General features: G+C 71.9%; 20 protein-coding genes, 1 tRNA gene and 2 pseudogenes. 12 read left to right on the top strand and 11 right to left on the bottom strand.

Going from position 1 to position 21,685, the window contains the following annotated elements:
* Positions 1–222: 222 nt before the first annotated feature.
* Together rlmB and ACIRJP_RS39345 are read left to right on the top strand one after the other, a co-directional pair.
* Positions 223–1,179 (top strand): 23S rRNA (guanosine(2251)-2'-O)-methyltransferase RlmB, encoded by a 957-nt coding sequence (gene rlmB / locus ACIRJP_RS39350; protein ID WP_072487959.1) that lies wholly within the window; start codon positions 223–225, stop codon positions 1,177–1,179.
* Positions 1,180–1,296: 117 nt separating this feature from the next.
* Complete coding sequence (locus ACIRJP_RS39345) at positions 1,297–2,940, top strand: DoxX family membrane protein (RefSeq protein WP_404185505.1); 1,644 nt, start codon at positions 1,297–1,299, stop codon at positions 2,938–2,940.
* 93 nt (positions 2,941–3,033) lie between these two features.
* On the opposite strand, the gene ACIRJP_RS39340 is transcribed toward ACIRJP_RS39345, so the two are convergent.
* The 3 genes from ACIRJP_RS39340 to ACIRJP_RS39330 form a co-directional block, all read right to left on the bottom strand.
* Positions 3,034–3,744 carry an NDP-sugar synthase gene (locus tag ACIRJP_RS39340; RefSeq protein WP_383716940.1) on the bottom strand — a complete coding sequence of 237 codons (711 nt, stop codon included), beginning with the start codon at positions 3,742–3,744 and terminating at the stop codon, positions 3,034–3,036.
* A gap of 34 nt (positions 3,745–3,778) precedes the next feature.
* Positions 3,779–4,192: a hypothetical protein gene (locus tag ACIRJP_RS39335; RefSeq protein WP_404185501.1), complete on the bottom strand. Its 414-nt coding sequence runs from the start codon at positions 4,190–4,192 to the stop codon at positions 3,779–3,781.
* A gap of 247 nt (positions 4,193–4,439) precedes the next feature.
* Complete coding sequence (locus ACIRJP_RS39330; protein WP_376415270.1) at positions 4,440–5,576, bottom strand: ABC transporter ATP-binding protein; 1,137 nt, start codon at positions 5,574–5,576, stop codon at positions 4,440–4,442.
* Positions 5,577–5,755: 179 nt separating this feature from the next.
* Between ACIRJP_RS39330 and ACIRJP_RS39325 the strand changes: the two genes are divergently transcribed.
* The 3 genes from ACIRJP_RS39325 to ACIRJP_RS39315 all read left to right on the top strand — a co-directional run bounded on the left by ACIRJP_RS39325 (position 5,756) and on the right by ACIRJP_RS39315 (position 6,423).
* Positions 5,756–5,829: transfer RNA gene (locus tag ACIRJP_RS39325), tRNA-Thr, on the top strand.
* Between the two features lie 211 nt (positions 5,830–6,040).
* A complete protein-coding gene (locus tag ACIRJP_RS39320) occupies positions 6,041–6,220 on the top strand; it encodes a hypothetical protein (RefSeq protein WP_404185498.1) in 180 nt (59 codons plus the stop codon).
* A 74-nt stretch (positions 6,221–6,294) separates the two neighbouring features.
* The gene (locus ACIRJP_RS39315; protein ID WP_404185495.1) at positions 6,295–6,423 is read left to right on the top strand and encodes a hypothetical protein; all 129 of its coding nucleotides are present in this window, start codon (positions 6,295–6,297) and stop codon (positions 6,421–6,423) included.
* 153 nt (positions 6,424–6,576) lie between these two features.
* Here ACIRJP_RS39315 and ACIRJP_RS39310 read toward each other — a convergent pair whose 3' ends face one another.
* On the bottom strand, positions 6,577–7,791 hold the full coding sequence (locus tag ACIRJP_RS39310) for a Glu/Leu/Phe/Val dehydrogenase dimerization domain-containing protein (protein ID WP_404185492.1): 1,215 nt from the start codon (positions 7,789–7,791) through the stop codon (positions 6,577–6,579).
* Positions 7,788–9,437, bottom strand: a complete 1,650-nt coding sequence (locus ACIRJP_RS39305) for a 5-guanidino-2-oxopentanoate decarboxylase (protein ID WP_404185489.1) — start codon at positions 9,435–9,437, stop codon at positions 7,788–7,790. Before ACIRJP_RS39305 ends, ACIRJP_RS39310 begins: the two co-directional genes overlap by 4 nt.
* Positions 9,438–9,682: 245 nt before the next feature.
* On the opposite strand from ACIRJP_RS39305, the gene ACIRJP_RS39300 reads away from it, so the two are divergent.
* Positions 9,683–9,943 carry a hypothetical protein gene (locus ACIRJP_RS39300; RefSeq protein ID WP_404185486.1) on the top strand — a complete coding sequence of 87 codons (261 nt, stop codon included), beginning with the start codon at positions 9,683–9,685 and terminating at the stop codon, positions 9,941–9,943.
* A 78-nt stretch (positions 9,944–10,021) separates the two neighbouring features.
* On the opposite strand, the gene ACIRJP_RS39295 is transcribed toward ACIRJP_RS39300, so the two are convergent.
* On the bottom strand, positions 10,022–11,431 hold the full coding sequence (locus ACIRJP_RS39295; protein WP_404185483.1) for an NAD(P)/FAD-dependent oxidoreductase: 1,410 nt from the start codon (positions 11,429–11,431) through the stop codon (positions 10,022–10,024).
* Positions 11,432–11,482: 51 nt separating this feature from the next.
* The gene (locus tag ACIRJP_RS39290; RefSeq protein ID WP_404185508.1) at positions 11,483–12,157 is read right to left on the bottom strand and encodes a rhomboid-like protein; all 675 of its coding nucleotides are present in this window, start codon (positions 12,155–12,157) and stop codon (positions 11,483–11,485) included.
* 33 nt (positions 12,158–12,190) lie between these two features.
* Here ACIRJP_RS39290 and ACIRJP_RS39285 point away from each other — a divergent pair.
* From ACIRJP_RS39285 to ACIRJP_RS39275, 3 genes and pseudogenes are all read left to right on the top strand, one after another.
* Positions 12,191–13,067: pseudogene (locus tag ACIRJP_RS39285) on the top strand (aminoglycoside phosphotransferase family protein).
* A 59-nt stretch (positions 13,068–13,126) separates the two neighbouring features.
* Positions 13,127–13,603, top strand: a complete 477-nt coding sequence (locus ACIRJP_RS39280) for a GNAT family N-acetyltransferase (RefSeq protein WP_404185480.1) — start codon at positions 13,127–13,129, stop codon at positions 13,601–13,603.
* 90 nt (positions 13,604–13,693) lie between these two features.
* Positions 13,694–14,374: a pentapeptide repeat-containing protein gene (locus ACIRJP_RS39275; protein ID WP_404185477.1), complete on the top strand. Its 681-nt coding sequence runs from the start codon at positions 13,694–13,696 to the stop codon at positions 14,372–14,374.
* A 32-nt stretch (positions 14,375–14,406) separates the two neighbouring features.
* Here ACIRJP_RS39275 and ACIRJP_RS39270 read toward each other — a convergent pair whose 3' ends face one another.
* The 3 genes from ACIRJP_RS39270 to ACIRJP_RS39260 form a co-directional block, all read right to left on the bottom strand.
* Positions 14,407–14,904 carry a hypothetical protein gene (locus ACIRJP_RS39270; protein ID WP_328512339.1) on the bottom strand — a complete coding sequence of 166 codons (498 nt, stop codon included), beginning with the start codon at positions 14,902–14,904 and terminating at the stop codon, positions 14,407–14,409.
* Positions 14,905–15,080: 176 nt separating this feature from the next.
* Positions 15,081–15,710 carry a response regulator transcription factor gene (locus ACIRJP_RS39265; protein WP_266730825.1) on the bottom strand — a complete coding sequence of 210 codons (630 nt, stop codon included), beginning with the start codon at positions 15,708–15,710 and terminating at the stop codon, positions 15,081–15,083.
* Positions 15,707–17,005: a sensor histidine kinase gene (locus tag ACIRJP_RS39260; protein WP_404185473.1), complete on the bottom strand. Its 1,299-nt coding sequence runs from the start codon at positions 17,003–17,005 to the stop codon at positions 15,707–15,709. Before ACIRJP_RS39260 ends, ACIRJP_RS39265 begins: the two co-directional genes overlap by 4 nt.
* A 354-nt stretch (positions 17,006–17,359) precedes the next feature.
* On the opposite strand from ACIRJP_RS39260, the gene ACIRJP_RS39255 reads away from it, so the two are divergent.
* From ACIRJP_RS39255 to ACIRJP_RS39245, 3 genes and pseudogenes are all read left to right on the top strand, one after another.
* A complete protein-coding gene (locus ACIRJP_RS39255; protein ID WP_404185470.1) occupies positions 17,360–17,917 on the top strand; it encodes a heme-binding protein in 558 nt (185 codons plus the stop codon).
* Positions 17,918–17,962: 45 nt separating this feature from the next.
* A pseudogene (locus ACIRJP_RS39250) lies at positions 17,963–18,124 on the top strand (ankyrin repeat domain-containing protein); the annotation flags it as partial.
* 181 nt (positions 18,125–18,305) lie between these two features.
* The gene (locus ACIRJP_RS39245) at positions 18,306–19,715 is read left to right on the top strand and encodes a M1 family metallopeptidase (protein WP_404185467.1); all 1,410 of its coding nucleotides are present in this window, start codon (positions 18,306–18,308) and stop codon (positions 19,713–19,715) included.
* Positions 19,716–19,744: 29 nt separating this feature from the next.
* Here the strand turns inward: ACIRJP_RS39245 and ACIRJP_RS39240 are convergent, their stop codons facing one another.
* Positions 19,745–21,325, bottom strand: a complete 1,581-nt coding sequence (locus ACIRJP_RS39240) for a M4 family metallopeptidase (RefSeq protein WP_404185464.1) — start codon at positions 21,323–21,325, stop codon at positions 19,745–19,747.
* Between the last annotated feature and the right edge of the window lie 360 nt (positions 21,326–21,685).

The raw sequence follows: 21,685 nt of genomic DNA, 5'->3' as shown, positions 1-21,685 counted from the left end.
TGGACCAGCGCCAGTCGGCCCGCGAGCGCAAGGACTGGCCCGCCGCCGACGCCATCCGCGACCAGCTCAACCAGTCCGGACTCGTCATCGAGGACGGCCCCACCGGACCGCGGTGGACACTCGGCCCGCGCCAGTAGTCCCCACCGTGTGCCGCCCGGCGTTCCGGGCGGCACACTTCACTTATACGTACGCATGTCTGAGAAGCAACGAAACAGGTAGGTCATGGCCGGGAACAGCCAGCGCAGGAACCGCCGCACGTCCAACAAGAAGGGCGCGCAGGTCGGCAGCGGTGGGCAGCGACGCCGTGGCCTCGAAGGCAAGGGCCCGACGCCGCCCGCCTCCGCCCGCAAGGGACACAAGAAGAACCGAGTCGCCAACGCCCAGGCCAAGCAGGCCGCGGCCCGCCGCCCCGCGCCCCGGCGCGGCGGCGTCAAGGGCACGTCCGAGATGGTCGTCGGCCGCAACCCCGTCTACGAGGCCCTGCGCGACGGCGTCCCGGCGACGACCCTGTACGTCCAGCAGTACATCGACAACGACGAGCGGGTCCGCGAGGCCCTCCAGCTCGCCGGCGCGCGCGGCAACATCAACCTGATGGAGGCCCCGCGCCCCGAGCTGGACCGGATGACGAACGGCCTGAACCACCAGGGCCTCGTCCTCCAGGTCCCGCCGTACGAGTACGCGCACCCGGAGGACCTCACCGCCGCCGCGTACGACAACGGAGAGGACCCGCTGATCGTCGCCCTCGACGGCGTCACCGACCCGCGCAACCTGGGCGCGATCGTCCGCTCGGTCTCCGCGTTCGGCGGCCACGGCGTGGTCGTGCCCGAGCGGCGCGCGGCCGGTATGACGGCGGGCGCCTGGAAGTCCTCGGCGGGCACGGCGGCCCGTACGCCGGTCTCCCGGGTGACCAACCTGACCCGCGCCCTGGAGGGCTACCAGAAGGCCGGCCTCACGGTCGTGGGCCTGGCCGCCGACGGCGAGCACACCGTCGAGGACCTGGAGGAGCTCGCCGGCCCCGTCGTCATCGTCATCGGCAGCGAGGGCAAGGGCCTCGGCCGCCTCGTCGGCGAGACCTGCGACTACCGGGTCCGCATCTCGATGCCGGGCGGCGCGGAGTCGCTGAACGCGGGCGTCGCGGCGGGGATCGTGCTGTACGAGGTCGCGCGGCGCCGGGCCTGAGAAGTCCACCCGGCCGGGGGGCGGCCAGGCGGAGCCTCCCCCGCCGGAACCCATTGACGGGCCTCGGACACATCGGGCCCGTCAAGGCAGTGTCCTAAACACAGATCACTCGGTTAGATGAGTGTGGACACCAGAACGCCTCGGTTCGACGAACAACCCGCCCTGAGCATGAGCAAGGTGGACTGCGACCCTGCGCAGGTCATCGTCAACCACGCCAGCTTCCGGGTGCAGCTCGCCCCCGGCCAGCGCCCGCGGCTGCGCGGCCCGGCCCCCGTAGGCGGGCCCAGGATCCCCGCCATGAGCGGCGCAGGCTCGGCCCGCGGCAGGCGCTCGCCCGTCGTGTGGAGCGGCAGGTCCGCCCCCGGCGACCCCGGCGCCACCGGGCTCCTCCAGGCCGTACGGAACTCCACCGCGGGCCGCCCGGCCCCGGCCACCGGGCATGGCGCCTACGGCCCCTACGCGGCCCCGGAGCGCGACGGCGGACCCGGCACGGCCGGCACCCAGATCATCGACCTCCTCGAAGAGACCCGGCCCAACCCCGTCATCACCGCCCCCCACCAGCCGGGCGGCTACGGAAACGGGCCGCTGCTGCCGCCCATGCGCCGGGCGGTCGGCGCCTACGACACCGACGACGGCGCGCCGTACGCCGCGTCGTACGCACAGCACGACGCGTACGACGACGAGGACGGGTTCGACGAGGAGGCCGACACCCGGAGCGGGCGCCGGAGCAGCGACCCGGTCCGGCACGCCTACTACCCCGACCGCCGGATGAACCTGGGCGTCGTCCTCCTCCCGCTCCGGGTCTTCCTCGGCTTCATCTCCATCTACGCCGGCATGGGCAAGCTCTGCGACCCCGTCTATTTCGACGGCGGCGACCGCGGCTCCATGGTCAAGTGGCTGACCTCGCTGCACCCCTGGGAGCTGGCCGGGCCGCTGCGCGACTTCGCGCTCTCCCACCCCGTCGGCGCCGGACTCACCGTCGCCTTCCTCCAGGTCGTCGTCGGCGTCCTCACCGTCCTCGGCCTCTGGCAGCGCGTCGCCGCCTCGTTCGGCGCGCTGCTGTCCGCCGCCCTGCTGGTCACGGTGAGCTGGCGCACCGTCGCCGCGTACGACGCGCCCGACATCATCTACCTCGCCGCCTGGAGCCCGCTGATCATCGCGGGCGCGCCCGTCTACTCCGTCGACGCACGGCTCGCCGGGGAGGCCTGGCGCAGGCTCGGCCCGCGCTCGGCGATCTGGGACCTGCGCCGCCGGGTGCTGCGCCGGGGCGCCGTCGTCGCCTCCGTGGTCGTCGGTCTCACCCTGCTGGTGGGCTCCGTGCTCGGCGGCGCGGTCCGCTCCTCCGAGGTCGTCACCGTGCCCGGCCCGAACACCGACCCGACCAACCAGCTCCCCGGCTCCCCGCTCCCGGAGGAGTCCCGCGGCGGCCGGGCCTCGCACACCCCGGACGGCCGGCGCCCCGTCCCCTCCCGGAGCAGCGCCGCCACGACGCCCTCCACCGCGCCGTCCACGCCCGCCGCGGGCACCGTCCGCGAGTCCGGCCAGGCGGCCGGTGCCGGCCAGCCCAGCCAGACGCAGGGCACCGGGCAGCAGACCCCGCAGCAGACGGCCCCGCAGCCGCCTCCGTCCAGCAGCTTGGGCCCGTCGTCCTCCGGTTCCACCGGTACGGGCGGCGGTTCGGCCGGCGGCTCGGACAGCGACGGCTCCACCGGCTCCACGTCCGGCGGCGGGAAGAACCCCATCGGCGGCCTGCTCGGCTGAGCCGCCGCCCCGGCACCCGGCGAAAGGGGGCGGTCACCGGCTTCGCGCCGGTGACCGCCCCTTCGCCATGCGCCGGCCGCCATGCGCCGGTGGTCAGCCTCCGTCGAGCTCCTTGGCAGCCTCGGTGAGGTCCTTCGCCGTGTCGATGGCCCGCCAGTACGCCCCGTGCGGCAGCGGGTACCCGGCGAGCCTGCGCTCGCGGGCCAGCCGGGGGAACGTCGTCCGCTCATGGTCGCCCCGGTCCGGCAGCAGCGTCGTGAACTCCGGGGAGAAGACGTACACCCCGGCGTTGATCAGATACGGCGAGGGCGGCGACTCGATGAAGTCGGTGATGTGCCCGAACGCGTCCGTCTCCACGGCACCCCACGGGATGCGGGGGCGGGCCAGGGCCAGCGTGGCGGTCGCATCGCGCTCGGTGTGGAACGCGGCCATCTCGCGCAGGGAGAAGCGCGTCCAGATGTCGCCGTTGGTGGCGTACCAGGACTGCTCGGGCTCGGGCAGCCGGGTGGCGGCGTACTTCAGCCCGCCGCCGCGGCCCAGCGGCTCGGACTCCACGACGGTCGTCACTCGCAGCGGCAGCACCGCCGAGTCCAGCCACTCCTGCAGCACCTCGGCCAGATGACCGCACGACACCACGGCGTCGGTCACGCCTTCCGCGGCCAGCCAGGAAAGCTGATGGCCGATGATCGGAGTCCCGGTGCCCGGGATCTCGACCATCGGCTTGGGGCGGTCGTCGGTGTACGGGCGCAGCCGCGACCCCTGGCCACCTGCCAGGACAACGGCCTGCGTCGGATACGTATGCATGCCAGGCACGATATGCGGTGCCCGGAGCGGCCGGTCAGCTGAACTGGGCGACGCCCGAGGCGAAGGACGTGTCGCAGACCGGGCGCGAGAACCGGTGGGCGTGGGTAGGTCCGTACTTCTCGACGGCGGCGCGGCCCAGTGCCTTGGCGATCGACATGCAGTGCCGGGCGAGCGAGGGACGGCCCTCGACGGACCGCTGGAGGTCGGTGAGCGCGACCGCCGGGTCCTTCTCCCGCAGCTCCACGAGCAGCCGGTCGCGGAGGGCGTCCTGCGGAGTGCGCGTCTTGGCGCGCTTGGAGATGTCGTGGGCCGACGCGGTCAGGACCTGCGGCTCGGAGCCGTGCGCTGCCCACGGCACGCTGGTGACGGCGAGGGTCCCGGAAAGGACCATCACGACGGGCAGTACGAAGGCGAGGGATCGGCCGATGCGGCGCGCAGTGTGGGTCACGCAGCGAGCGTAGCGGGCAGTGATGATACGGCGACAATTCGTCACTCTTGGGGGGGATGGTTCGAGGGTGCTTTTCGAATCCGGTGTTGACGAACGGGGCCGAAATGACCGGTGTGCCGGGCAATCCGGCGCCGCACGGGCCCAAACCCGTCCACACCCCACCCAAACCCTCTGACGCCCCGTGGCGCGCGAACGGCCCCGCACGCGATACGTGCGGGGCCGCTGTGATGCGGGTGTGCGGGGCGCGTCAGTCGGTGAGACGGGCACCCGTCGAGGTCGAGAAGACGTGCAGCTCGTCCGGGCGCGGCACGACGTGCAGCTTGGTGCCCTTCTCCGGAACGGCGCGGCCGCCGACGCGGACGACCAGGTCCTTGTCATGGCCGCCGACCCGCGCGGAGCCGTAGACGAAGCCGTCTGCGCCGAGCTCCTCGACGACGTTGACCGAGACAGCCAGGCCGGCCGGGGCGTCGGCGCTGTCCTTCGAGAGGGACTTCGCGGCGGCGCCACCGTGCTCGACGATGTCGAAGTGCTCCGGGCGGATGCCGACCGTGACGGTCGTGTCGCCCTTGTCCGCGGCGGCGGAGAGCGCCTCGCGGGAGACCGGGACGACGCTGTTGCCGAACTTCACACCGCCGTCGGTGATCGGGACCTCGACCAGGTTCATGGCCGGGGAGCCGATGAAGCCGGCCACGAAGAGGTTCGCCGGCTTGTCGTACATGTTGCGCGGCGAGTCGACCTGCTGGAGCAGCCCGTCCTTGAGGACCGCGACCCGGTCACCCATGGTCAGGGCCTCGACCTGGTCGTGGGTGACGTACACGGTCGTGATGCCCAGGCGGCGCTGGAGCGACGCGATCTGCGTACGGGTGGAGACGCGGAGCTTGGCGTCGAGGTTCGACAGCGGCTCGTCCATGAGGAAGACCTGCGGCTCACGCACGATGGCCCGGCCCATCGCGACACGCTGCCGCTGACCACCGGAGAGAGCCTTCGGCTTGCGGTCCAGGTACTCGGTGAGGTCGAGCATCTTGGCGGCCTCTTCGACCTTCGCCCGGATCTCGGTCTTGTTGACCCCGGCGATCTTGAGCGCGAAGCCCATGTTGTCCGCGACGGTCATGTGCGGGTACAGCGCGTAGTTCTGGAACACCATGGCGATGTCCCGGTCCTTCGGGGGCAGGTGCGTGACGTCGCGGTCACCGATGCGGATCGCGCCGCCGTTGACGTCCTCAAGACCCGCGAGCATGCGCAGGGAGGTCGACTTGCCGCAACCGGAAGGACCGACGAGGACGAGGAACTCACCGTCCGCGATGTCGATCTCGAGCTGGTCCACGGCCGGCTTCGTGGAGCCGGGGTAGACGCGGGACGCCTTGTCGAACGTGACACTGGCCATGCTGAATCTTCTCCTCCACCGGCAGGAACGTGCCGGACGATCCGAGTGCGGGAGTGGTCTGGTCCACTTGAATGAACCTTCAGCGACGCTACCTGGCCATTTGGAATCTGTCAGTAGTTCGTCGCCCGAGAAATTTGGGGACCGCGCGGGGTGCGACAGTGGTTACACTGCTCCGGCACGCCTCCTTAGCTCAGCTGGCCAGAGCAACGCACTTGTAATGCGTAGGTCGTCGGTTCGAATCCGACAGGGGGCTCAGATCGAACCCCAGGTCACGCAATTCAGTGACCTGGGGTTTTCTGCTTCAGCCCTTCGCGTATCGCCGGGTCCGGGTGTGACGCGGGATCTCCGTGATCGTGGGCGGTCCCGGGCGTGCTTCCGTGCCTCGCGGATACGCCTCCCCTCGTGCGCTGCCCGGTGGAAGCCTGTTCTGGGTCTGGAACTCGTGGCCTCATGGAGGGCAGGCAATGACATCCCAGTCCAGGTGCGGCGCTCGCACCAAAACCGGTAAGGCGTGCCGCGGTCTTGCGGTGATCGGCACATCTCGTTGCGCGAAGCATCAGGGGCCCTGGTCCGCCTACGCGGTCGCGCAGCGCAAGGAGAAGGAAGCCAAGGCGAAGAAGCGCAGTATCCGCAAGAAGCGGTAACTGCCGCGGGAGAACGTGTGCGCCCGCCAGGCTCCGGTCGATCCGGTGATGGTGGCCGGGGGCGGCATCTGCTCATGGTGCGAGTCCCGGCGGCGCTGGCCGACCACTACCTCGCCGGTCCCGAACAGCTCAGGATAGTGACCGGCTTGCAGGCCCGTACCGAGGCCGCGACCCGGTACGAGATGATCGCCCGTCACGGCTAGGAGGAGGCACCGGCCACGGCCCGGCTGGCCGCGCTCGTCGAGAGCAGGCTCCGGGCCGCCGGCGTCCGTCTCCCCGGCGGCCGTCCCTCCGGCGTCCGTCTTCCCGGACCGGACTCCCGTCGACCGTGAATCGCCAGGCCTTCGGCGCGGCTGTCAGCGGAACGAACCGAAGCGTTCGGTGACGATCGGGAGCCGGTCCGCGGCCAGGGCGTGTGCGGCGGCCCGGGGGGTGGTGTTCCCGGACTCGGCGCGGGTCAGTATCCGGTCGACCAGGGCGCGCATCGAGCGGCGGGTGTACGTGAACGCCTCGTCGGCGTCGGCGCCGATGTCGCCGAACAGGGTCCACCACCACCAGGCGTTCGTACCGGAGTTGACGACCACGTCCGGCAGTACGGTGATGCCGCGGGCGGCCAGCAGTGTCTCCGCCTCCGGTATCACCGGCATGTTGGCGGCCTCGACGATCCAACGCGCGGTGATGCCTGCCTGGTTGGCGGTGTCCACGGCGTACGAGACGGCGGCCGGGACCAGTACCTCGGCGTCGGCGGTCAGCCAGGCGTCGGCCGGTAGTTCGCGGTCCTCGGCGCGGAGCGCGGCGCGGTCCACGGTGCCGTGGCCGTCGCGGGCGGCGAGCAGCGCCTCGACGTCCAGGCCGGCGGGGTTGGCGATGGTGCCCTTGATGTCGGCGACCGCGACGACGCGCAGCCCGGCGCGGGCCAGGAAGCGGGCGGTGGCGCCGCCCATGGTGCCGAGGCCCTGCACCGCGACGCGGGTTTCCCGGTGGGCTACGCCGGCCCGGTCCAGGGCCGTGAGCACCGATTCGGCGACGCCGCACCCGCCCACCAGTTCGTCCAGGCCGATGCCGTCCACGTCGATGGCGAACGCGTCGGCGAGGCGCTGCCGGGCGGCCTCCTCGTCGTCCAGGAGCGGGTAGACGGCCTGGATGGAGGAGACCAGGCCCGCCTCGGCGGCGGCCCGGTCGACCAGGTCCTGGGTGAGGCCGAGGTCCTCGCCGGTGGTCCAGAAGTTCTCGATGTAGGGGCGTACGGCGCGCAGGTAGCGGACGAGGACGCCGTAGGCGGCGGGGTCGCGCGGGTCGCAGTCGATGCCGCCCTTGGCGCCGCCCAGCGGGATGTAGCGGCCCTGCGGGTTGTAGTGCAGCGCCTCCTTCACCGTCATGCCCCGGGCCAGGCCGGTGACTTCCGCCAGCGTGCAGCCGGAGCGCATCCGCAGACCGCCGCTGGAGACGCCGCGCACCAGGCGGTCGATGACCAGGTGCCCCTGGTGCCCGGTCTCCTGATCGGTCCAGGTGAGGGAGATCAGGGGAGGGGCGGGGACGGGGATGGGGTCGGTGGCGGCAGCGGTGGTCATCGGGGGAGCTCCATGGGGGCGGTGGCGAGGGGGACTGCGATGAGGGTGGGGCCGGGGGTGTTCAGGGCGTGGTGCAGTGCCTCGGCCAGCACGTCGGGCGAGTCGGCTCGTACGCCGTGGCCGCCGTAGGCGCGGGCCAGGGCGGGCAGGTCGACCGGCGGCAGGTCGACCGCGGTGGGGCGGTCGCCGCGGGAGACCATTTCGTCGCGGATCTCGCCGTAGCCGCCGTTGTCGAAGACAACGACGGGCAGCGGGAGCCGCAGCTGTACGGCGGTGGCCAGCTCCTGTACGGAGAACTGGAGGCCGCCGTCGCCGCTCAGGGCGACGACCGGCCGGGTGGGGTCCGCGGTCTTGGCGCCGATGGCGGCGGGCAGCGCGTAGCCGAGCGTGCCGAAGCCCGTCGGGTGCAGGTAGCGGCCCTCCGGAGCGACGGGCAGGTGCGGGATCGCGCCGTAGTAGCAGCACTGGGCGCTGTCGGAGGTGAGCACCGTGTCCGCCGGGAGCACCGACCTGATGGCCGCCAGGTAGGGCAGGAGGGGGGTGTCCTCGCTCCGGGTCTCGGCGTTGCGCGCCTCGCGCAGTGCGGCGACGGCCCGGTGTGCCCCGGGGCGCGCACCGGCGGCCGGGGGGAGGGCGGCGAGGAGGGCGCGCAGGGTGTGGCGGGCGTCGCCGACCAGAGGGATGGCGGCGGGCGGCCCCGCGTACATCTGTGCCGCATCGATGTCGGCCCGGACGAGCGTGCCGCCGAGCGCGGGCAGGGGCTCCCACAGGTCGGACTCGGCGAGTTCGGTGCCGACGGCGAGCACCAAGTCGCGCTCCGCCAGCCAGTGCCGGACGGCCCGGCTGTGCAGGGAGACGCCGAGCGACAGCGGGTGCGTCTCGGCGACGATCCCCTTGCCGTTGGCGGTGGTCACCACGGGGGCGCCCAGCTCCTCGGCCAGCCACAGGCACTCGGCGGCGGCCGTGCGCGCTCCGCCGCCGAGCACGATCGCGGGCCGGGCGGCCGAGCGCAGTGCCTCGCCGGCCGCCGCGAGCGTGTCCGGGTCCGCCGTCGCGAGGGAGGACGGCGGGGCGGTCCGTACCGGCCCGGCCGGTTCCACGGCGGTGAGCAGGTCCAGGGGTATCTCGATGTGTACGGGGCGGGGGCGCCGCGTACGGAAGAGGGTGAAGGCGCGGGCGACCGCCACGCCGATCTCCTCGGCCGAGGACACCCGGTGGCTGACGGCCGCGACGCCCCGCAGCGCCTCGGTCTGGCTGCGCATCTCGTGCAGAAGGCCGGTGGATTGCCGGGGGTGGCGCAGCGGCATGCCGGGTGAGACGACGAGGAGCGGGACGCTGTCGGAGTACGCCTGGCCGACGGCGGCCGCGATGTTCAGCAGGGCCGGTCCGGTGGTGGTGATCGCCACGCCGGGCTGCCCGCAGACCCGGGCGTAGGCGTCGGCGGCGTAGCCCGCGCCCTGTTCGTGGCGGGGGTTGAGGTGGTCGATCCGGTAGGCGGCCAGATGCCGGTAGATCTCCAGGTTGTGGGTGCCGGGGATGCCGAAGGCCCGGGTCACCCCGTGTGCGGCCAGCGCCCGGACCAGGGCTTCCCCGCCGGTGATCGAGGTGACGGCGGCGGGGGGATCCGACAGGGGGTGTCCAGGCACTGCGCAGGCTCCTTACTGAATAAGTAGTCAGTATTTGGAGTACGGATCGCCCGTGTCAATGCGTGCGGGTGCTGAACGCTTGTTCAGTTGTGGGGTGGTGGCGGCCATCGGGACGGCGGGAGCTGCCGGGGCGGAGGGAGTCGCATCGCCAGTCCGTCGAGGACGACCTCCAGGCCGTACGTGAACTTCGCGTCGCGGATCTTCTCGGGGGCGGTCTCCGCGGCGGCGCGGAAGGAGCCGGCGAGGTGGTCGTGTTCGGCACCTGCACCGGCACCTACCGGGTCACCGCCGCCGACGCGCGGGGCGGCGAGGTCGTCAACCGCGCGGGTGCCACGGCCGGGCACGGGGCCGTCCGCTCGAACCGGGACCAGGCCCGCATCTCCGTCGAGAAGAAGCCGTGCGACGACAAACACTGCAAGCCGAAGCCGTGCCACGACAAGCACGACAAGAAGTGCAAGCCCAAGCCGAAGCCGTGCCACGGCAAGAACATCTGCCACGTGAAGTGACACGGCCTCCACAGAGCTGACCGAGCGGACCATGGGCACCCGCCACCACCCGGTGGTGGGTGCCCGTGCGTTCTCCGGTCAGTGCCGCCCGGCCAGCCGGTCCGCGGCCTTCGCGACAGGGTCCGTGCCGGCCCGCGCCGAGGTGAGTTCGCGGCGGTCGGCGGCGCGGTAGGCGGCGTACATGCCGTGGACGCCGATCCAGCGGAAGGGTTCCGGCTCCCAGCGGCGGACCTTGTGGCCGACCCAGGGGAGGGTGGTCAGATCGGTGGGGCCCGACTGGCCGGAGTCCTGCTGGATCAGGTCGCGCAGGGTGCGGGCGGCGAGGTTGGTGGTGGCGACGCCGGAGCCGACGTAGCCGCCCGCCCAGCCGAGCCCGGTGGAACGGTCCAGGGTGACCGTGGCGCACCAGTCGCGGGGGACGCCGAGGACGCCGGACCAGGCGTGGTCGATGCGGGCCCCCGCGGTGCTGGGGAAGAAGCGGACCAGGATGTCGCGGAGGGCCTCGATGGTGGCGGGCTGGGTGCGCGCTGTGTCGTTGAAGTGCGCAGCGCCCGAGCCGAAGCGGTACGGAACGCCGCGGCCGCCGAGCGCGATGCGGTCGTCGGCGGTGCGCTGGGCGTACATGTAGGCATGGGCCATGTCCCCGAGGGTCTCGCGGCCGTCCCAGCCGATGGTGTCCCAGACCGACTGGGGGAGCGGCTCGGTGGCGATCATCGAGGAGTTCATGGGGAGCCAGGTGCGCCGCTGGCCCTTGAGGTTCGCGGTGAAGCCCTCGGTGCAGCGCAGGATGTACGGGGCGCGGACGGTGCCGTACGGGGTGTGCGCGTGCTTGGGCTTGATCTCGGTGACCGGCGTCGACTCGTGGATGGTGACGCCGAGCGCCTCGACGGTCGCGGCGAGGCCCTGGACGAGCTTGACCGGGTGCAGCCGGGCACCGTGCGGCGTCCAGGAGGAGCCGACGGCCCCGGTGACGTTGACGCGTTCGCAGGTCTCACGGGCGCCGCGCAGCACACGGTCGGTCTCGCCGAAGGCGATCTCGACGGAGTGGAAGTCCTTGAGGCGGGCCAACTGTGCGGGTGTGTAGGCGACTTCGAGGACGCCGCCCCGGTGGATGTCCGCGTCGATGCCCTCCTCGGCGGCCACCCGCACGACCTCGTCGACCGTCTCGTTCATCGCCTGCTGGAGCCGGACGGCGGCCTCGTGGCCGTGGAGCTTCGCGTAGCGGTCGCGGCCCGCGATGCCGTTGTAGAGCCAGCCGCCGTTGCGCCCGGAGGCGCCGTAGCCGCAGAACTTGGCTTCCAGGACGGTGATGTTGAGGAAGGGGACGGCCTTCTTGAGGTAGTAGGCGGTCCACAGCCCGGTGTACCCGCCCCCGACGATGCAGATGTCGGCGGTGGCGTCGCCGGGCAGAGGCTCCCGGGCGAGGGGGGTGCCTTGGTCCGCGTACCAGAACGATATGCCGCCGTTGACGGTGCTGACGGTGCTCATTTTGCCCCTGATTTGTCCGGTGTGAAGCCCTGTTGGCTCTCGGGCGGGACGTTACTGCGCGACAGCCGCTCCCGTCCCGTGCCGGGACCGGGTCAATGGGTAGCAGGCCAAGCCGATGAGCACGGCGGTGAAGTGGCCGAGGTCGGTGAAGGAGCGGCCGGCGACGAGGGGGATGCCGTAGAAGACGAGAACGGCGAAGAGGTACACGTACCGCCAGGGCCGCGGGATGCGGTACGTGAGTACGGCTACGACCCCCGCGAGCGCGTAACTGACTCCGACGTCGAGGGTGTTCGCGGCCGACCAGGGCACGTGTCCGTGCCGGATCGCCCAGGCCAGGACGCCTTCGCTGGCGAGCGAGGCGAGGACGTGCGCCAGGACGACGACGGCGAACCAGCGCAGGGTGCCGAGCCAGCGCTCGGCGGGGGCGTGGAAGACGGTGTACAGGACGGCGTAGGGGAGCCAGCGGCCGCCGTCGGTCCAGAAGGCGCTGGCGAACAGGACGCGCACGGGGTCCTCGGTGAGTTCATGGATGTTGGTCGAGCGCTGGCGCAGGAAGTCCTCTTCGAAGTCCGGTGACATCTGGTGGACGATCACCGTGGTGACGAAGAGCGCGGCCAGCCAGAGGTAGGTGCCGGGTGCGCTGCGGATCCAGGAGCCGGCGCTGCGGAGCCACGACCCGGCGGTGGTGCGGCGCCGGGTGGGCGGTGCGGGGCTGCTCGGAGTCATATCCGATTGACGCACGGCCCTACGATCGTCGGCGTGACCGACATTCCGCAGGGGCTGATCGCCACCCGGTCCAAGTACGACGGCGCTGCCGGGGCGGGCCGCCGAGTGCCTGGAGCGGTGGGGGTTGCGGCGGGACGGCGAGGCGTTCCACGGGGTGTGCGCGCTGGTGCTTTTGGTGGTGCGGGCGGCGGACGGCCGCCGGGCGGCGCTGAAGCTCCAGCCGGTGGACGAGGAGACCGCGGGCGAGCCGGTCGCGCTGCGGGTGTGGGGGGACGCGGGCGCGGGGGTCGTGCGGTTGCTGGACCACGATGCCGCGACCGGGACGCTGCTGCTGGAACGGCTGGATGGGCGCCGCTCGTTGGACGGGATGGCGGACGGGCGCGAGGCGGTGCGGATCCTCGCGGAGCTGCTGGCCGGGCTGACGTCCGTACCCGCCCCGGCGGGCGGCGCGCTGCGGACCCTGGGGGACATGGCGGAGCGGATGCCGGCGGCGGCGCCCGGGGCGGTGGCGGAGCTGGCGGACGCTGCGGAGGCACGGCTGCTCGCGGACTGCGCGGCGGCGGTGCGGGAGGTGGCGGGGGAGCCGGGGGACCGGTTGTTGCACTGGGACCTCCACTACGGCAATGGGCTGGCCGACGGAGAGGGCCGGTGGGTGGCCATCGACCCCAAGCCACTGGCCGGCGATCCGGGCTTCGAGCTGTGGCCGGCCCTGGTCAACCGGTCCGACCCGGCGGAGGTCCGGTGGCGGTTCGATCTGCTGACGGGTGCGCTCGGCCTGGACCGGGAACGGGCGCCGGCCTGGACGCTGGGGCGGCTGCTGCAGGCGGAGCTGTGGGACCTGAGGGACGGCCGGCGGCGGCTGGACCCGGACCGGGCGGAGATCGCACGGCAGTTGCTGGGGCGGAGCTGAGCGGCACGGAGCGAGGGGGTGGAGCGAGCGGGGTCGGGGGCTCTGCTTACTCTGCCCCCATGATTCGTACCGCTGTCCCAGCCGATGTCCCCGTCATCCACGCCATGGTCCGTGAGCTGGCCGAATACGAGAAGGCTGCGCACGAGGCCAAGGCCACCGAGGAGCAGTTGCACGAGGCGCTGTTCGGTGAGCGGCCCGCCGCGTACGCGCACATCGCCGAGTCGGACGACGGCGAGGTGGCCGGCTTCGCGCTGTGGTTCCTCAACTTCTCCACCTGGCGTGGGGTGCACGGCATCTACCTGGAGGACCTGTACGTACGCCCGGAGCGGCGCGGCGGCGGGCACGGCAAGGCGCTGCTGAGGGAGCTGGCGCGGATCTGCGTGGAGCGCGGTTACGAGCGCCTGGAGTGGTCGGTGCTGGACTGGAACGCCCCGTCCATCGCGTTCTACGAGTCGCTGGGCGCGCGCCCGCAGGACGAGTGGACGGTGTACCGGCTGACGGACGAGGCGCTGGCCGGGCTCGGCGGGCAGCGGTAGGAGGGCGGCCGGGCCCTCCGTCCTGGTCCGGGCGCGTCCGTGGCATCGGTCCCGGGGGCGTTGTCAGTGGCATGGGTCACGATGGAGGGCATGGCAGGCAGTAACAGCAGGAAGACGGACACCGTCCCGGCGGCCCGGCGCCCGGAAGTGCGGCTCCCACCCCTCGTTCCGTACGACGGGGGAGGCCTGGAGCCGGACGGGGACTACGACGGTGTGCGGTTCGACGGGGCGGATCTCGCCGACGAGTCGGGCCCGGGGGCCCGGTTCATGGACTGTGCGCTGGAAGGCTGCGCGCTGGACCGTACGGAGCTGGTCAGAGCCCGTTTCATCGATTCGGTGCTGACGGGCGTACGGGGTGTGGGCACCGATCTCGCGGGGGCGTCGCTGCGCGATGTGGAGGTGGTGGACGCACGGCTGGGCGGGGTGCAGCTGCACGGCGGGGTGCTGGAGCGGGTGCTGGTGCGCGGCGGGAAGATCGACTACCTGAATCTGCGCAAGGCGCGGCTCAAGGACGTGGTCTTCGAGGGCTGTGTGCTGTCCGAGCCGGATTTCGGGGACGCGCAGCTGGTGCGGGTGGAGTTCCGTGACTGCGTGCTGAAGAGGGCCGACTTCAGCTCCGCACGGATGGAGTCGGTGGACCTGCGTACGGTCGCGGAGCTGGACATCGCGCGTGGGGTGGAGCGGCTGGCGGGTGCGGTGATCAGCCCGGCCCAGCTGATGGAGCTGGCGCCGGCGTTCGCGGCGCAGATCGGGGTGCGGGTGGAGGCGTAGGGGAGCGGCGGAGAGGGGCCGAAGGAGCGGGGTCAGATACGGGGGAAGCGGGCCTGGAGGTCCCAGATCGCGGGGTTGTCGGCGAGGCCCTCGTGCATGTCGGCGAGGTCGGCGATCAGGTCGTGCAGGAAGTCGCGGGCCTCGCGGCGCAGCAGGGAGTGGCTGAAGGTCAGCGGGGGCTCGTCGCCGGGCATCCAGTCGGCCTCGATGTCGACCCAGCCGAAGCGGCGTGCGAAGAGCATCCGGTCGGACGACTCGGTGAAGTCCAGCTCGGCGAACTGCTCCCGATGCGAGCGGTTGCCGCGCGGGTCCTGGTCGATCTGCTCGACGATGTCGCACAGCGCCCACGCGAAGTCGAGCACCGGAACCCATCCCCAGGCGGTGGATACCTCGCGGTCCTCCTTGGTGTCCGCGAGGTAGACGTCCCCGGAGAACAGGTCGTGCCGCAGGGCATGGACGTCCGCGCGGCGGTAGTCGGTCTGCGGGGGATCGGGGAAGCGCCGGGAGAGGGAGTAGCCGATGTCGAGCACGCTTCGATGGTGTCATGCCCGGCGGGGCGCCGGTGCCGGGAGACCGTCTGCCGGGCTCCGCAAGCCCGGTTCGGGCAGGCCTGGAGTCCGGCCGCGCCCGGGGCCGGCCGGCTCCCGAGCCGCCGGGCGGTGGTTCCTACGACAGCCGGGAGTGGTTCCTGTGACAGCGGTGGTTCCTATGACAGCAGTCGCTGTTCCTTCGCGACGGCGACCGCCCCGGCGCGGGTGTCGACGCCGAGCTTGTCGTAGATCCGGCCCAGGTGGGTCTTGACGGTGGCCTCGCTGATGAACAGGGCGCGGGCGATGTCGCGGTTGCCCAGGCCCTGGGAGAGCTGGGCCAGGATGTCGAGCTCGCGGTCGGTGAGCGTGGGCAGGGGCTTGCGCATCCGGGCCATGACGCGGCTGGCCACCGGCGGGGAGAGCGTCGTACGGCCCTGGGCGGCCGAGCGGATCGCGGCGAAGAGCTCCTCGGGGCGCTCGGCCTTGAGCAGATAGCCGGTGGCGCCCGCCTCGATGGCCCGGGTGATGTCGGCGTCCGTGTCGTACGTGGTGAGGACCAGCACATGGACACCGGTGGTGGCGATGCGGCGGGTGGCCTCGACGCCGTCGATGCCCTCGCCGAGCTGGAGGTCCATCAGGACGACGTCCGGGGTGAGCTTGGCGGCCAGGGCGACCGCTTCCTCGCCGCTGCCGGCCTCGCCGACGACGTCGATGTCCGGTTCGCTGCCGAGGAGGGCGAGCAGACCGGCGCGTACGACGACATGGTCGTCGCAGAGCAGGATCCGTACGGGCGGCGTCGCGGTCATGCGAGGTCCTCCGGGGTGGTCGGCGGGGCGGCGGTGAGGGGGACGGCGGCGGACAGCACCGTACCCTCGCCCGGCACCGACTCGATCGTCAGTGTGCCGCCGAGCTGCTGGAGCCGGGCCCGGATCGCGGGCAGGCCGTGACCGCGCACGCTGCCGGTGGCCCTGGTGCGTTCGTCGGGGACGAAGCCCTGCCCGTTGTCGGCGATGTCCAGGACGACCCGGTCGCCGAGGTGGGTCAGCGTCAGCGCCGCCTCCGTCGCGTGCGCGTGCTCCTTCACGTTGGCCAGTGCGCCCTGGGCGATGCGCAGGAGCGCGGACTGCGTCCGGTCGGGCAGCGCGGTGAGCCCTTCGCCCTCCACATGGCAGTGGACGGTGAGCCGTCCCTGCCCCTGCACCGTCTCGCGGGTGGCCAGTGCGTGCAGGGCCGCCTCCAGGCCGCCGCCCTCCGCGAGGTCGGCCGGCGCGAGGTCGTGGACGAAGCGGCGGGCCTCGGCGAGGTTGTGTTCCGCGATGCCGGTGGCGGTACGGACATGGCTGCGGGCGGTCGCCGGGTCGGCGTCCCAGGTGCGATCGGCGGCCTGGAGCAGCATCTGCTGGCTGGAGAGGCCCTGTGCGAGGGTGTCGTGGATCTCCATGGAGAGCCGCTGGCGTTCGGCGAGGGTCCCTTCGCGCCGTTCGGTGGCGGCCAGTTCGCGGCGGGTGCGCAGCAGGTCGTCGATGAGTTCGCCCTGCCGCTCGGACAGCTCGCGCTGGCGCACGGCCTGACGCTGCATATGGACGAAGACCGCCGTCGCGACCGCCGCCACGGCGGGCGGGGCGAGCACCAGATTCGGATCGAAGCCCTTGGCCAGCCGTAGTTGCGCGGCGACGACGAACAAGGTGAGCAGGGCGACGAGCGCGAGCGCGGCGCGCGGCGGGAGGATGCGCAGCCCGGTGAAGAAGAGCGGCACCGCGCACCACGCGAAGCTCGGCGCCAGGACCACCAGCACCATCCACACGGCGACCAGCACCCCCAGCCACAGCAGGGAGCGCGGCGTCGGACGCGAGCCCAGCACCGGCCCGACCACGTACAGCACGGCGGCGGCGACGGAGAGCGCGATGATCCACGGGGTGCGTGCCTCGCCGGGGTGGCGCAACAGGAAGCGGGTGAGCGAGGCACCGAGCAGCAGGAAGAACGCGGCGTGCATCAGGAACGTGAGCCACCGGGCGTCCGGGTCACCGGACCGGTCCCGGGTGGCATTCCCGTTCCCGGGCGTCCTGCCCGTTCCCGCGCTCGCGTCCGTTTCCAGGTCCATGTCCACGTCTGTGTCCAGGTCAGTTCCCGGGGCCGTGCGGGGTGCCGATCGGCTTCGGTGCTTCACGTCGTACCTCTCGCTCCTCACCGTCAGCGGCGCCGCTGAGCTGCACGGATACACCCATGGTCGCCCCGGACGACCACCCTCGCATCAACCGATCGGCTGATGGGGCCGTCGACCGTCCCGCGTGCGGCGTCGAGCCGGTCCGTCGACTGTGCGGGGCGGGTCGCGGCCGGAGGATTGATCCGGAGCCGAACAGCTCATTCACAGAGCCGAACAGCTCATCCACCGCTTCACCGCCCCACTGCTTCACCGCCCCACACATGCTCATCCACCACTGCTGAGGAGTCCACCATGAAGAAGCTGTCGCTGCGCACCCGTGTCCTGACCGGTGCCGTCGCCGTCGCCGCCCTCGGCGCAGGCACCTTCGGCGCCGTGTCCGCCAGTGCCTCCACCCCGGCCGCCGCCCCCGCGGTCGCCCTCAAGGCCGACGCCTCGAACGGCAACCTCCAGCAGACCACCCACCTGACCATCGCCGCCGCCACGAAGGCCGCCGAGGCCACCCTGAAGGCCGCGGAGAAGGAGAACCAGCGCGTCTCCGTCGCCGTCGTCGACCGCAACGGCAACACCGTCGTCACTCTGCGCGGCGACGGCGCCGGCCCGCAGTCCTACGAGGCCGCGCAGAAGAAGGCGTTCACCGCCGTCTCCTGGAACGCCCCCACCTCCGTGCTCGCCCAGCGCCTGACCAACGCCCCGACCCTGAAGGACATCCCCGGCACCCTCTTCCTCGCCGGTGGCGCCCCGGTGACGGTCAACGGCGCCCCGATCGCCGGCATCGGCGTGGCCGGCGCCCCGTCGGGCGACCTGGACGAGAAGTTCGCCCAGGCCGGCGTCGCCGAGCTCGCCAAGTAGCAGGCAGCCCGACCCGTCGAGCAAGCTCAGCAACAGGAGTGCGAGATGAACGCCCTCGATCGACAACTGCTCGACGCCGCACGCACCGGCGACACCTACCGCGTGCGGACCGCGATCGAGGGCGGCGCCAGGGGCGACTGCCGCGACGAGGAGCTGCGCACCCCGCTGCTCCTCGCCGTCCACGGCGACCACGTCGAGGCCGCCCGGCCGCACGGCGTACGTCACCGAGGGCTTCACCCGCGACGGCTACGGCATCACCGTCGTCGACCTCACGGGCAGGAAGCGCCCGTTCGAACTGGTCGGGCGCCCGTCCGCTGGGCATCGCGATCCTCTGAATCCGATCGGCGGCATCCCGCGAATCGGACATTCCACGCTTAGGATCGCCGTTGTGGATCAGCGAACACCCGTACGCCGCACGACACGCGCCGCCGCGCTCGTCCTGCTGGTGCTGACGACGTCCACCGGCTGCCCGGGCGGCGTCGAGGGCAGGCCCGGTGCCGCCGGGCTGCGCGACCCGTACTTCCCGAAGCTCGGCAACGGCGGCTACGACGTCACGCACTACGACCTCGTGCTGGACGCCGACCCGGCCGCCCACCGGCTGCGCGCCACCGCCACGATCACCGCACGCGCCACCCAGGACCTCAGCGCCTTCAACCTCGACCTCGCCGGACTCACCGTGGCCTCCGCGACCGTCGAGGGCCGCCCCGCCGCCGTCAGCCGGGCGGGGAACGAGCTGACGCTGCGCCCCGACGCGGAGGTCGCCGACCGTCTGCGCAAGGGCAGGACCTTCCGTACGGTCGTCCGCTACTCGGGCTCCCCGCGGACCATCACCGATCCCGACGGGTCGAAGGAGGGCTGGCTGAGGACTGCGGACGGCTCGGTCGCGCTCGGTGAACCGACCGGTTCGATGGCCTGGTTCCCCGGCAACAACCACCCCAGCGACAAGGCGTCGTACGACATCGCCGTCACCGTTCCCAAAGGGCTGACGGCGGTGTCCAACGGCGAGCTGGGCTCCCGGCGCGGCTCGGACACCACCACCACGTTCCGCTGGCACGTCCCCGAACCGATGGCGAGCTATCTCGCGACCGTCGCCATCGGCCGCTTCGAAACGAAGTCCTCGACGACCGCGGACGGCATCGAGGTGTTCACCGCCGCGGACACGACGGTGGCGAAGGACAGCGCGCGGATTCTCGCCAGGGTTCCCGAGGTCGTGAAGTGGGAGGCGGAGCGGTTCGGCCCGTACCCCTTCTCCGCCACGGGCGCGGTCGTCGAGCGCCACGGGGACGCCGACTACGCCCTGGAGACCCAGACCCGGCCCTTCTTCCCCGGGCCGCCGGACGCCGGGCTGCTCGTCCACGAGATGGCCCACCAGTGGTTCGGGGACTCCGTGACGCCCCGGAGCTGGCGCGACATGTGGCTCAACGAGGGCTTCGCGACCTACGCGGAGTGGCTGTGGGCGGCCGACAAGGAGGGCGTCCCGATCCAGGACCTGTTCGACGCCGCCTTCGCGGACGACGACAACTGGGCCTTCCCGCCGGCCGATCCGCCGACGGCCGCGGACATCTCGCAGCCGCCGGTCTACGGGCGCGGGGCGATGGTCGTCCACAAGGTCCGGCAGGCTGTGGACGACGACAAGCGGTTCTTCGCGCTCGTCAAGGGCTGGACGAAGGCCCACCGGCACGGCAACGCGTCGACCGCCGACTTCACCGCCTACGTGGAGAGGACGACCGGTCAGGACCTCACGGAGCTGTGGGACACCTGGCTGTACGGCAGGAGCCGGCCAGCCTCGAAGGGCTGACCGGCTCCCGGAGTACCGCGCTGTTCGGGCTACTTCACGTTGACGCCGCTCCAGGCGGCCTGGACGGAGGTGAGCTCGGCGCTGTCCGCCCCGTACAGGTCGGTCGCCGCCTTCTCGGTCGCCTCACGGGCGCCCGCGTAGTCGGTGGACGAGGTCATGTACTCGGAGAGGGCCTTGTACCAGATCTGGACGGCCTTGTCCCGGCCGATGCCGGTGACGGTCGAGCCGTCGGCGGTCGGGGAGTCGTAGTCGACCCCGTTGATGGTCTTCGCGCCGCTGCCCTCGGACAGCAGGTAGAAGAAGTGGTTGGCGACGCCGGAGGAGTAGTGCACGTCGAGGTCGCCGACGCTGCTGTCCCAGTAGTCGGCCGAGCCGCCGTCCTTGCTCGGCTTGTCCATGTAGCGCAGCGGGGTGCCGTCGCCGTTGATGTCGATCTTCTCACCGATGAGGTAGTCGCCGACGTCGGTGCTGTTGTCGGCGGCGAACTCGACCGAGGTGCCGAGGATGTCGCTGGTCGCCTCGTTCAGGCCGCCGGACTCGCCGAAGTAGTCGAGGTTGGCGGTGGCCGCGGTCAGGCCGTGGCTCATCTCGTGGCCCGCGACGTCCAGGGCGGTCAGCGCGCTCTTGTTGTCGGCGCCGTCGCCGTACGTCATGCAGAAGCAGCTGTCGTCCCAGAACGCGTTGACGTACGCGTCGCCGTAGTGGACCCGCGAGTACGCGGCCTTGCCGTCACCGGCGATGCCGTCGCGGCCGAACGCCGACTTGTAGAAGTCCCAGGTCTGGGCGGCGCCGTAGGCGGCGTCGACGGCGGCGGTCTGGCGGTCGTCGCCGGTGCCGTCGCCCCAGGTGTCGTCGTCGTCCGTGACGAGGTCACCGGTGCCGCTCTCGCCCTGGTTGAGGTCGTACGTCTTGTGGCCGCCGCGGTCGCCGTCGGTCAGCTCGAAGCCGGAGCCGGACTCGGTGGTCGTCAGGTCGACGTCGCCGCTGTACTGGCTGTGGCCGACGCCGGTCTCGACCGCCTCGTAGCTCTGGAGCTTCTTGCCGGTGATCGCGTCGGTGATGGTGTGCAGCCGGCTCGGCGTGCCGTCCTTCTGCACGCCGGTCCTCACCGTCTCCAGGGCGAGGACGGGCTTGCCGGAGCCGGCCCAGATCACCTTGCGCGCGGCGGCCGCGGTCTTGATCTTCGGGGTGGTGGACGGCACCGATATCCGGGCCTTGGTCGCCTTGGTGACGCCCTTGAGCTTTCCGCCCGGGGCGGTGTGGGTGATGAGATCGCCGCCGAGGACGGGCAGACCTTCGTAGGTGCGCTCGTAGCGGGTGTGGACGGTGCCGTCGGCGTCCTTGATCACATCGCGGACGACCAGCTTCTCCTTGCCGCCGAGACCGAGCGAGTCGGCGGTCGAAGTGGCTTCGCCCTGTGCGGACTTGATGGCGGCGGCACGCACCGAGGCCTTGTTCGCGCCGAAGGGGACGACGCTGCGAGTGGCGGAGGGGGCGTCATTTCCGTTGTCCGGCACGGCGTTCGCCGCTCCGGTCTGCATGCCTACGACGACCATCGCGGCCACGGCGGCCAGGGCTGCGGCGCGACGGGTGTTCATGTGGGGGGTCATGCGTTCTCCGTTGCTCGTTCCGTGGGGGGTTACGAGCGGAGAGCGTGCCACCGAATGAGCGACATTGACGGTGCGCTAACAAATACCTCACATTTATTTGACTACTTCTTGTCCGAATGGAATACACATGTGTCCGTTAATCGGCTGGAGTTGGGCATGGATGTCCGGTGACGACGTATACGGGACGCTGTGCACCTGCTCCGGCCACGCGCACGGGAGAGGGCGGTGCGAACGGGCCGCGCGCACGCGAAAGCCCCCGGCCGGGGGCGAATTCGAGGGGTCGTTGCAACACGTGGTCGGTTGTTCAGGCCGCGAGCAGTTTAGACAGGCGCTCGGCTGGGGTTTCCCAGCCGAGCGTTT

Origin of the sequence: Streptomyces sp. NPDC102437, assembly GCF_044765565.1 — a bacterium.
Lineage (GTDB): Bacteria > Actinomycetota > Actinomycetes > Streptomycetales > Streptomycetaceae > Streptomyces.
This window is presented reverse-complemented; position numbering and strand designations above follow the sequence as displayed.